10 protein-coding genes and 2 tRNA genes are annotated in these 12,272 nt (G+C 20.9%); 3 read left to right on the top strand and 9 right to left on the bottom strand.

Annotation, left to right across the window (positions count from 1 at the left end):
- Positions 1-78: 78 nt before the first annotated feature.
- From ilvD to GJT89_RS00935, 5 genes are all read right to left on the bottom strand, one after another.
- Positions 79-1,947, bottom strand: a complete 1,869-nt coding sequence (ilvD, locus tag GJT89_RS00915; protein ID WP_168894679.1) for a dihydroxy-acid dehydratase — start codon at positions 1,945-1,947, stop codon at positions 79-81.
- Between the two features lie 32 nt (positions 1,948-1,979).
- A complete protein-coding gene (locus GJT89_RS00920) occupies positions 1,980-2,909 on the bottom strand; it encodes a branched-chain amino acid transaminase (protein WP_168894680.1) in 930 nt (309 codons plus the stop codon).
- A gap of 46 nt (positions 2,910-2,955) precedes the next feature.
- Entirely contained in the window at positions 2,956-3,189 is a 234-nt protein-coding gene (gene ilvM / locus GJT89_RS00925) for an acetolactate synthase 2 small subunit (protein ID WP_168894681.1), read from the bottom strand.
- Positions 3,190-4,854, bottom strand: a complete 1,665-nt coding sequence (ilvG, locus tag GJT89_RS00930; protein ID WP_168894682.1) for an acetolactate synthase 2 catalytic subunit — start codon at positions 4,852-4,854, stop codon at positions 3,190-3,192.
- A gap of 243 nt (positions 4,855-5,097) precedes the next feature.
- Positions 5,098-5,171: transfer RNA gene (locus GJT89_RS00935), tRNA-Trp, on the bottom strand.
- Between the two features lie 310 nt (positions 5,172-5,481).
- On the opposite strand from GJT89_RS00935, the gene GJT89_RS00940 reads away from it, so the two are divergent.
- Positions 5,482-6,234: an FAD-binding oxidoreductase gene (locus tag GJT89_RS00940; RefSeq protein ID WP_168894683.1), complete on the top strand. Its 753-nt coding sequence runs from the start codon at positions 5,482-5,484 to the stop codon at positions 6,232-6,234.
- A 15-nt stretch (positions 6,235-6,249) separates the two neighbouring features.
- Positions 6,250-7,041 (top strand): triose-phosphate isomerase, encoded by a 792-nt coding sequence (gene tpiA / locus GJT89_RS00945; protein WP_168894684.1) that lies wholly within the window; start codon positions 6,250-6,252, stop codon positions 7,039-7,041.
- Here tpiA and lysS read toward each other — a convergent pair.
- The 4 genes from lysS to GJT89_RS00965 form a co-directional block, all read right to left on the bottom strand.
- On the bottom strand, positions 7,015-8,532 hold the full coding sequence (gene lysS / locus GJT89_RS00950) for a lysine--tRNA ligase (RefSeq protein ID WP_168894685.1): 1,518 nt from the start codon (positions 8,530-8,532) through the stop codon (positions 7,015-7,017). The genes tpiA and lysS overlap by 27 nt on opposite strands.
- A gap of 16 nt (positions 8,533-8,548) precedes the next feature.
- Positions 8,549-9,647, bottom strand: a protein-coding gene (gene prfB / locus GJT89_RS00955; protein ID WP_168894686.1) for a peptide chain release factor 2 whose coding sequence is annotated in 2 segments (ribosomal slippage) — positions 8,549-9,604 and positions 9,606-9,647 — 1,098 coding nt in all. Because the reading frame shifts where the segments join, the coding sequence is not laid out codon by codon here.
- Between the two features lie 137 nt (positions 9,648-9,784).
- Positions 9,785-9,857, bottom strand: a tRNA-Ile gene (locus GJT89_RS00960).
- A 60-nt stretch (positions 9,858-9,917) separates the two neighbouring features.
- On the bottom strand, positions 9,918-11,372 hold the full coding sequence (locus tag GJT89_RS00965) for a Do family serine endopeptidase (RefSeq protein WP_168894687.1): 1,455 nt from the start codon (positions 11,370-11,372) through the stop codon (positions 9,918-9,920).
- Positions 11,373-11,599: 227 nt separating this feature from the next.
- Between GJT89_RS00965 and rpiA the strand changes: the two genes are divergently transcribed.
- A complete protein-coding gene (rpiA, locus tag GJT89_RS00970; protein ID WP_168894688.1) occupies positions 11,600-12,262 on the top strand; it encodes a ribose-5-phosphate isomerase RpiA in 663 nt (220 codons plus the stop codon).
- Positions 12,263-12,272: the final 10 nt, after the last annotated feature.

The following is a 12,272-nucleotide window of genomic DNA, read 5'->3' on the forward strand; positions in this document are numbered from 1 at the left end:
CTATATTAGAGATATTATATTTTTATTTATTTTATATAAAAAATTAATTATTTAATTTTAAAATATTTAAATTTTTATTTATTCATAAATACTTAATTTATTTTTATCTCTAGCTGCTCCTTTATCGGCACTAGTTACTAAATAAGCATATGCTTTTAATGCAAAAGAAATTTTTCTTTTTCTTTTTAACATAGGAGTATAAGCTAAATTTTTTCTTTTTTCTTCTTTCTTTCTTCTATCTTTTAATACATTACTTGATACATCTAATGTTATAGATCTATCTGGTATATTAATTTTAATAATATCTCCATTTTGTATTAATGAAATTAAACCTTTATCTGCAGCTTCTGGAGAAATATGTCCTATAGATAAACCAGAAGTACCGCCTGAAAATCTTCCGTCAGTAATTAAAGCACAATTTTTATCTAATTTCATTGATTTTAAATAAGAAGTAGGATATAACATTTCTTGCATTCCTGGTCCTCCTTTTGGTCCTTCATATCTTATTACAACTATATCACCTGAAAAAATTTTTTTATTTAAAATTGCATATATTGCTGATTCTTGACTTTCATATACTTTTGCTTTTCCTGTAAAAATCATTAATTTTTTATATACACTAGCAGTTTTCACAACACACCCATCTTTAGCAAGATTACCATATAAAATAGCTAATCCTCCATCTTTGCTAAAAGCATATTTATATGAACGTATACATCCTTTTTTTCTATCATTATCTAAATCATCCCATATTTTATTTTGTGAAAAAGGTTTTATAGTTTTACTATTACCAGGAGCGGAACAAAAAAATTTTTTTATTTTTAAACTTTTATTAATTATAATATCATATTTTTTTATTGTATCTTCTATACTTAATCCTAAAATATTTTTAACATTTTTATGTATTAAGTTTATTCTATTTAATTCTCCTAAAATTCCCATAACTCCACCAGCTCTATGAAAATCTTCCATATAAAATTTATTTGTACTAGGAGAAATTTTACATAACCATGGTATTTTTTTTGATAATTTATCTATTGTTTTAAGATTAAAAGTTATATTAGTTTCTTGAGCTAGTGCCAACATATGTAAAATTGTATTTGTAGAACCACCCATAGCAATGTCTAACATAATTGCATTCTCAAATGATTTTTGATTTGCAATATTTCTTGGTAAAAAATCTACATTATTATCTTCATAATATTTTTTTGTAATTTCTACTATTTTATGTGCTGATTTTATACATAATTTTTTACGATTTTTATGTGTAGCTAATAAAGAACCATTTCCTGGTAATGATAAACCTAAAACTTCTACTATACAATTCATTGAATTAGCTGTAAACATTCCGGAACAAGAACCACATGTTGGACATGCATTAAGTTCTATATTTTTAATATGATTATCTAATTTATTTAGATCAGCTGATTGAATCATTGCATCAACTAAATTAATTTTAGTAATTTTTTTTTTGTTTTTAATATTTATAATTTTACCAGCTTCCATCGGTCCACCTGATATAAATACACTAGGTATATTTAAACGTAAGCTAGCCATTAACATTCCTGGGGTAATTTTATCACAATTAGATATACAAATTATTGAATCTACACAATGAGCATTTATAACATATTCTATTGAATCAGCAATAAGTTCTCTAGAAGGTAGAGAATATAACATACCATTATGTCCCATAGCTATACCATCATCAATTGCTATTGTATTAAATTCTTTTGGTATTGCTCCTTTTTTTTTTATTTCTTTAGAAATTATTTTACTTAATTCTTTTAAATGTATATGTCCAGGAACAAATTCTGAAAAAGAATTAACTATAGCAATAATAGGTTTATTAAAATCTTTATTATTCATGCCTGTTGCTCTCCAAAGAGAACGAGCTCCAGCCATATTACGACCTTTTGTTGTTGTAAACGAACGATAAATAGGCATATTTTCACTTCTTTTTTTTTAAAAATAAATAACTATAAATTAATATGATCTAACCAATTCCATTTATCTTGTATTTTTCCTGTGAATAAATATAAAAATTCTTTTTGTATTTTTTTTGTAATTTTCCTTCTTTTACCATTATTTATTAATATACCATCTATACTACAAACAGGAATAATTTCAGCTGCTGTTCCAGTTAAAAATATTTCGTCAACTAAGTATAAAAACTCTCTTAATATAAGAGATTCTTTTATTTTTAAATTAATATTTTTAGTTATTTTTAGAACAGAATCTCTTGTAATTCCTGGTAGAACAGATGAAGTTAATGGAGGAGTAAATAAAATTTTATTTTTAATAATAAATATATTTTCTCCAGATCCTTCAGAAACAAATCCTAAACTATCTAATGCTATTCCTTCATCATATCCATTTCTTCTAGCTTCACTACTTATTAATAAAGAAGATAAGTAATTACCACCTGCTTTTGCTAAGCTAGGTATCGTATTAGGTTTTATTTTATTCCAGGTAGATATCATTGTTCTAATTCCGTTATTTTTTGCATTATTACCAAGATAATTTTCCCATAAAAATGCACTAATGATTATATCTGCATAATAATTTTTAGGAGGGTTAATTCCTAAACCTACCACTCCTATAAATATTAAAATTCTAATATAGGCTTCTTTTAATTTATTAATATTAATTATTATATGAACAGCATTAATTACTTCTTTTATAGTAAATTTTAATGGAAAACGATAAATTTTAGTAGAATTATATAAACGATTAATATGATTTTCATGACGAAAAATAACAGAACCTTTATATGATTTATAACATCTAATACCTTCAAAAACAGATGTACCATAATGTAATGCATGAGTCATAACACTAATTTTAGCATCTTCCCATTTTATAATATCTCCATTTAACCAAATAAAATTTGTTTTTTTTATTGACATCATTATATTTCCTTATTTTAAATAATTATAATATTATTATAATTATTTATGATATTATAGTTATATCTAGTACATCTATTAGTTTAGCAATTTGTTTTACTAAAATTTCTATGGATTTAAAACTTTTTATTATTAATTTAAAAATAATATTTTGTAATTTATTTAAAACATTAATATTTACAGTTTTAATTAAAAAACCTCTATGACGAATAATTCTCATTATTCTTTCACTTATTTCAGGACTAATATTAGTTTTAATATATAATTTATATTTATTCATTTAAATTTTCTCCATCATATTATCATTACTATACCCAGGAGGAACCAATGGCCACACATTATCTTTCTCATTAATTGAAACATGTAATATATAAGGTTTTTTTATAGAAAAAATTTTTTTTAAACTTTTTTTGATTTCATAGTTATAACAAATACTATGTCCTGATATACCAAACGATTCAGCTAATTTTATAAAATTAGGATTATCAAATAATATAGTTTCACTATATCTTTTATTAAAAAAAATTTGCTGCCATTGTTTAACCATACCTAATCTCTTATTATCTAATAATATAATTTTAATAGGTAGATTTTTTCTTTTGATTGTACTTAATTCTTGAATATTCATCATAAAAGAACCATCTCCAGAAATACATATAACAGTATAATTAGGTTTAGCAATTTGAGCTCCGATAGCAGCTGGTAATCCAAAACCCATTGTTCCTAAACCACTTGAAGTGATAAAATTTCTAGGATTTGAAAAATTTATATGTTGTGCAACCCACATTTGATGTTGTCCTACATCAGTAGTAATGATAGTTTTTGTATTTTTACAATCTGATAATTTTTTTAATAAAAAAGGAGCATAAATTTTATTGTGATTAATAAATTTATTATATAAATAAGAATATTTTTTTTTTATCTTTTTTATATAAAATTGCCATTTTAAAATATTATTTGGTATTTCTAATAATGGAATTAAATAATTTAAATCACCTAATAATTCTACATCTGTTTGACAAATTTTATTAATTTCTGCTGGATCTATATCCATATGTATAATATTTGCTAAAGGAGCAAATTTTTTTATATTTCCTGTAACTCTATCATCAAACCTCGCCCCAATAGCTACTAATAAATCACATTTTTGAACAGTATAATTAGCTGCTTTATTCCCATGCATACCTAACATTCCTAAATAATAAGGATTATTATTATTTATAGTTCCTAATCCTTTTAAAGTAACTACTGTAGGTATTTCAGATTTTTGTACAAATTTTCTTAATGTATTAACAGCATTACCGATATTTACACCTCCTCCTATATATAATACAGGCATAATAGAGTTTTTTAAAAAATAATTAGCTTTTGAAATTTTTTTGACTGAAATTTTTTGTTGTTTAATAAAAAAAAATTTTTTATTTTTAAATTTTATTTGTTTAGGTACATCATAAAATAACTGGATATCTTTAGGTATATCTATTAATACAGGTCCAGGTCTTCCTGATAATGCTATAAAAAAAGCTTTTTCTATTATAGATGATATTTCTGTAGGTGAGGTTATTAAAAAACTATGTTTTGTACATGATAAAGACATTCCTATAATATCTATTTCTTGAAAAGCATCTGTACCAATTAAGGGTAAAGATACTTGTCCTGTAATTGCAACAATAGGAATAGAATCTACCATTGCATCTGTAATTCCTGTTATTAAATTAGTTGCTCCAGGACCTGATGTAGCTATACAAACTCCTATTTTTCCTGTAGCACGAGCATATCCTATTGCTGCCATTGCTGCTGCTTGTTCGTGTCTACATAATATATGTTCTATTTTATTATTATATAATGCATCATAAAGAGGCATTATTGCCCCACCAGGATATCCAAATACTATTTTTACATTTTGTTTTTTTAATGCTTGAATTATACACTGTGCCCCATTCATATTTTAAACCTCTTTAATTTAGTAATATAATATGCATAATTCAATTTTATTATGTTTTAATTTATTTAAATTCTTAAGATTAGAAGATATGATTTTGTATTTGATATGTTATTAAATTTTTCTAGAATAATAGAAATTATTAAATAATATATATTATATGTTTATATATAATTATTTATTATATTAACATATAATATATATTTTATAAAAAATTATATAATTAAAAAAATAATAATTATTACTCAGGGGTGGAGGGATTTGAACCCCCAACCATTGGTTTTGGAGACCAATATTCTACCTAATTAAACTACACCCCTTAAATTATTTATATTATTTAAATAAAAAATATTTAAAATAATACATTTTTAATAAAATTTTTCTAAAATAAATTTATTAAAATTAAAAATTTATATATAATATAAAGTAATAATTTCTTAAATAATAACATAAATTTTTTATAAAAAATATGAAAAAATAATAAATTAAAATTTATATTTTTATTTTATAAAAAATAAAAATTATTATTAAAATTTTTAAAAATTATAAAAATATAATTATTAATTTATTTTATAAAAATTCTATTCTAGTATAGAAATATAATATTTTAATAAAATTTAAGGATTAAATATGACAGAATGGATTATAGGTAATATTAAAGATATAAAATATTGGACAAAAAATTTATTTAGTATTATTTTAAATGCCGAAGTTAATAATTTTATTGCTGGACAATTTACAAAATTAGCTTTAAGAATCAACGGTGAAAAAATACAAAGAATATATTCATATATAAATTCTCCAAAAGATAAAAATTATGAATTTTATATTTCTAATATTAAAGACGGTAAATTTACTCCATATTTATATAAATTAAAAATTAATGATAAAATTATGATATCTAAAAATGCTTCAGGTATTTTTACTTTAAATAATATTAAAGTTTGTGAAAATTTATGGATGTTATCAACAGGTACTGGTATTGGTCCTTATCTTTCAATATTACAAGATGGTATTTGTTTTAAAAAATTTAAAAAAATAATTTTAGTACATACTATTAGATATATAAATGATTTTAATTATTTATATATAATTAAGAAAATTAAGAAAAAATATAAAAATAAATTTATATTACAAATTATTTTAACTAGAAATAGTTATATAAATAATTCTATTTTATATGGTTATATTCCTAATTTAATTCAAAGTGGAGATTTAGAAAAAAAAATTGGTATAAAAATTCATAAAAATAATAGTCACATAATGTTATGTGGTAATCCAAATATGATAAAAGAAACAAGAAAAATATTAGAAGTAAATAAAAATTTATCTAGAAATTTTATTAATAAAAGTGGAAATATTACATCAGAACAATACTGGTAAATTATAAGGAAAAATATGAAAAAATTTTTGATTATTGCAAACTGGAAATTACATGGAAATTTTAATTTTATAAAAAAAAATATAAATATAATGAAAGAAAAAATCAGTAATTCATTATATTTTTGTAAAGTAGCAATAGCTCCACCATATGTATATATAAATTATATATTTAATTATATAAAAAATACATCAATAGACCTAGTAGCTCAAAATGTAGATATTCATAAAACTGGTTCTTTTACTGGTGAAATATCTATAGATATGTTAAAAGATGTAGGTGTAAAATATGTAATAATTGGTCATTCAGAAAGAAGAATAAATCATTATGAAAATAATAATTTTATAGCTAAAAAATTTGTCTTAACAAAAAAAAATGGATTAATTCCGATTTTATGTCTTGGAGAAACAAAAGAAGAAAAAAATGAAAATAAAACAGAAAAAATTTTTATTAATCAAATTAATGCTATATTAAAAATATGTGATGTTAAAATATTTTATAATACTATTATAGCTTATGAACCTATTTGGGCTATTGGTTCTGGTAAGATTGCAGATATATTTGAAATACAAAAAACTATTAATTTTATTAAAAAATATATTTCATCTATAAATCAAAAAATATCCGATAATATCATCTTTCAATATGGTGGTTCTATTGATAAGAATAATATTCATAATTTATTTAAAATAAAAAATATTAATGGTTTATTAGTAGGAAAAGCTTCTTTAACAATAGAAAATTTTATATTTTTAGTTAAAAAAGCTGAAAAAGAAATAAATTTATTGAGGTCTCAACATAGGAAATAAAATTACATCTCTTATAGATTGAGAATTAGTAAATAACATAACTAATCTATCAATTCCTAATCCTAAACCTGCAGTAGGAGGTAAACCATATTCTAATGCTTCTATATAATCTTGATCATAAAAATTTTTATAAATATTATTTTTTTTAGTGTTATTAATTTCTTTTAAATTATCTTGTTGTTTAAATCTTTTTTTTTGTTCTTCAGGATCATTTAATTCAGAAAAACCATTTGCTATTTCCATTCCACAAATAAAAAATTCAAATCTATCAGTAATTAAAGGATTTAAATCATTACTTCTTGATAAAGGAGATATTTCAACAGGATATTCTGTAATAAAAGTTGGTTCTATAATTTTATTAGTAATTTTTACGTCAAAAATTTCGGAAATAATTTTACCTTTACTCCATTTTTTACTTATTTTAACGTTTAATGAATTACTAATTTTTATTAAAATATTAATATCTTCTAAATTATCTAAAGAAAAATTTGGATAAAAAAAGACAATAGATTCTTTCATTGTTAATATATTAAATTTATTATTTAAATCAAAAACAATACCATTGTATTGTAATAAAGAATTATTAAATATTGATTTATATATTTTTTTAAATAAATTTTCAAATAAAATCATTAAATCTTTATAATTAAAATATGCTACATACATTTCCATCATTGTAAATTCAGGATTATGTTGAGTAGAAATACCTTCATTACGAAAATTTCTATTAATTTCAAAAATTTTATTAAAACCTCCAATAACAAGACGTTTTAAATATAATTCAGGTGCTACACGTAAATACATATTTATGTTATATGTATTATGATGTGTTATAAAAGGTTTTGCTAAAGCTCCTCCAGGTATATTATGCATCATAGGAGTTTCAACTTCAATAAAATTCATTTCATTCATTAAATTACGAATATTTAATATAATTTTAGATCTTATTTTAAATACATTACGTGTTTTTTCGTTTACAATTAAATCTAAATATCTTTTTCTGTATCTTATTTCTTTATTTTGTAACCCATGATATTTACTAGGTAATGGTCTAATTGCTTTTGTTAATAAATAAATTTTTGTACAAAAAATTGATAAAACATTAGTTTTAGTTTTAAAAATATTACCAATTATACCTATAATATCTCCAATATTATATTCTTTTAAAAATTTTTTATATTTCTCAACAGATATACTATTTTGAGATATATAAACTTGTATTTTTCCTGTATAATCTTGAATATTAATAAAAGAAGCTTTACCCATAATTCTTAAATTTACTATACGTCCTGCAATACGAAATAATTTTTTATCTTTTAAAGAAAAATTTTTATTATTGAATTCTTGATATATATTATTACATGTAACATTAATTTTAAAATTATTAGGAAAAGCAATATTTTTTTTTCTTAATTTTATTAATTTTTTATGTCGAAACTTTACTTCATTATTATTAATACTTTTATTTAAAAAATATTTATTTTCAGACATAATAAAAATCCTATATTTATAAACCTAATTTTAAACTAGCTTGAATAAATTTATCTATATTACCATTAAGTACAAAATTTACATCATTAATTTCTATACCAGTTCTCATATCTTTTATTCTTGAATCATCTAATATATAAGAACGTATTTGATATCCCCAACTAATATTAAATTTTTGTTGTTCAATTTTTTTTTGTTTTTTTTTTTTAATTTTATTTGTTAATTCATATAATTTAAATTTAATTTGTTTCATTGCTTGATTTTTATTTTGATGTTGTGATCTATTACTTTGACATTGTGTAACTATTCCTGTAGGAATATGTGTAATACGTACTGCTGATTCTGTACGATTAATATGTTGTCCTCCAGCTCCAGAAGCTCTATAAACATCGATACGTAAATCTTCTGTATTAAGAGATATACTATCATTTTTTTTAATATCCGGATAAATAAAAGTTGAAACAAAAGAAGTATGTCTTCTTCCGGAAGAACTAAAAGGACTTTTTCTAACTAAACGATGAATTCCACTTTCAGTACGTAACCATCCAAAAGCATAATTTCCAACAATATGTATTGTTGCTGACTTTATTCCTATAATTTCTCCTGGTGTTTCATTAATTATTGTAGTTTTAAATTTTTTTTGTATAGCCCATTTTAAATACATTTTCATAATTATTTTTGCCCAATCTTGAGATTCTATACCTCCTGATCCAGATTGGATATCTATAAAACAATTTTTGTTATCATTTTTTTTAATAAAAATTTTTTGTAATTCTAAATTATTTATTTTATTGTGTAATTCAGCTAATATTTTTATAGATTCTTTTAATATTATTTTATCATTAGTATCAATAGCTAAATTTATCAATTCATTAATATCAATAATTTCTTGATTAATTGTATCTAAAGAAAATAACAAATTTTCTATATTTGATTTTTTTTTATTTAAATTAAGAATATAATTAATATTATTCCAAATATTAGGATTTTGTAGTTTATTATTTATTTTTAATAATTTTTTTTTATATTTTATATAATTAAAGAAACCCCCTAATAAAAATATTTTTTTTTTTTATTTTTTTTAAATTATTTTTTATTAAATAAATTTCTAACATTTTATTTCCCTAACTTATAAATAAATAAACAAGAAATATTAAATTTAAATTTATAAATAAAATTATTTATTTAAAAAATTATAGTTATTAAAGTTTTTTGATATGAAAGATTTAAAATAAAAATTTATTTATTACACTGGCCCTTGTTGGATTTGGACCAACGACCTAACGATTATGAGTCGTTTGCTCTAACCACTGAGCTAAAGGGCCATACTATAACTATAGTATTAAATATTTTTAAATTTATTTCAATTAAATTTATTATTTTTTTTAATTAATTAAATATAATTTATGATTTCCCCTTAAAATATATAAAAGAATTAATGATGGTTTTTTATTTAAAATTTTTTGAACATCATTTATATTTTTAATAGGTTTTTGATTAATCTGTATTATTATATCACCTTTTCTCAAACCTATTATTGATGCTGGAGAATTTTTTAAAACTTTATTTACTTGTACACTAGTTTTTTGAATATTTTTAAAAATATAAATTTTATTTTTTAATTTAATATTATTTAAATATACTCCTTCAATACCATAGTAAATAATATTTTCAGAATCATTATCATCATTATAATTTTTAATTTTAACATGAACTATTTTAAAAGTTCCTTTTCTTATAATTCCTAATTTAACAACAGTACCTCTAATAAAAGAACTTATTTTTGCTTTTAATAAAGCATAACTATCAATAGTTTTTCCATTTAATGAAATAATAATATCACCTACTTGTAACTCATTATCTTTAGATATTTTTATAATTTCACGAACAAAAACTCCTTTATTTATATTATAAATTTGTAAAATTTTTGTTAATTCTGGTTCTAAATCAACTGCATTAATTCCTAATGAACCTCTTTTAATTTTACCAAATCTAATAAATTGATTAACTAAATTCATGACAGTATTACTAGGTATAGCAAAACCAATTCCAATATTACCTTCATGAGGAGCAAATATGGCTGTATTAATTCCAATTAAATCTCCATTTAAATTAACTAAAGCTCCTCCAGAACTTCCACGATTAATTGCAGCATCAGTTTGGATAAAATTTTCAAAACTTTCAATATTAAGTCCAGTACGTCCTAATCCTGATATAATTCCTGATGTAACAGTTTCTCCTAATGCATATGGATTACCTATTGCTATTGTATAATCTCCTATTTTTAAATTATCAGAATTTGCTATTCTAAGACTTTTAAGATTATTTGTTTTTCCTACAATTTTTATTAAAGCTATATCTGTTTTTGGATCTTTCCCTATTATTTTTGCTTCATAAGTTTTTCCATTATTTAATTCAACTGAAATATAATTAGCATTATTGATTACATGATTATTAGTAATAATTAAACCTTTTTTAGCATTTATAATGACTCCTGAACCAATTGAATGAAACTTTTGTTCAAGAACATTATTATTGTTTCCACAAATAGGAGTATTTTCATATGGAGAACCTTCTTTACAAAGTAAAAAATGTTCTCTTAAATATTGTTCTACTTGTGAAGGTAATTTGTATTCATATACAAATGTACTACCTTGAACGTCAATATTAACAACTGAAGGAATTACTTTTGCTAATATGGGAGCTAAACTAGGTAATGAATAGTTATTATTTAATTTTTTTGTAAAATTAGGTAGTAATTTAGCATTTATATCTTTAGGTACTATTATACATATACTAATAAAAAAAAATAAACAAAAAATAATTTTGATTTTTTTCATTATATAATCTCATAATAAAATTTATTATAAAATAACTTATATTTTATATAAATAAAATATAAATTTGAGTAGATAATAAAAAATTACTTTTAATTAATAATTTTAAATTTTTTTAATTAAAAAATTGTAATTTATAAAATTTTATTATTAATAAATAATATACAAAATTTTTTACAAACTACTATACTTAATATAATATAAACTTTATTTTATATAAAGTAATATATATGCTTAATAAATTAAAAAATATTGCAGCAAAAACTGCAGTAACATTTATTAAAAATAATAGTATTATTGGTATTGGTTCTGGAACTACAATATCTTATTTTATAGATATTTTATCTACTGTTAAAAAAAATATTAAAGGAGTAGTATCTGCTTCTAAAAGTTCTACAGAAAAATTAAAAAAATATAATTTTAATATTTATGAAATTAATAAAATAAATAAAATTGGAATATATTTTGATGGTGCTGATGAAATAAATAATAAAATGCAAATGATAAAAGGAGGTGGAGCTGCATTAACTAATGAAAAAATTATATCCAGTTTTTCTGATTTATTTATTTGTATTATAGATCAATCAAAATATGTTAAAAATTTAGGTAAATTACATCCTTTACCTATAGAAATAATACCTTCAGCAAAAAATTTTATTACTAAAAAATTATTATATATAGGAGCTACAGTTAAACTTCGTACTAATGTAATTACAGAACATGGTAATTTAATTTTAGATGTATATAAATTAAATATTTATGATGCTGTTCAAACAGAAAAATATATAAATAATATTCCTGGAGTAGTTACTGTTGGTTTATTTACACAAAGGTGTGCTGATATAATTATAGTGGGAAACTATAATTATAAAGTATCCATATATTATAAATAAAATTTAAATT

The organism is Enterobacteriaceae endosymbiont of Donacia versicolorea, assembly GCF_012570965.1.
Taxonomy (GTDB): domain Bacteria; phylum Pseudomonadota; class Gammaproteobacteria; order Enterobacterales; family Enterobacteriaceae.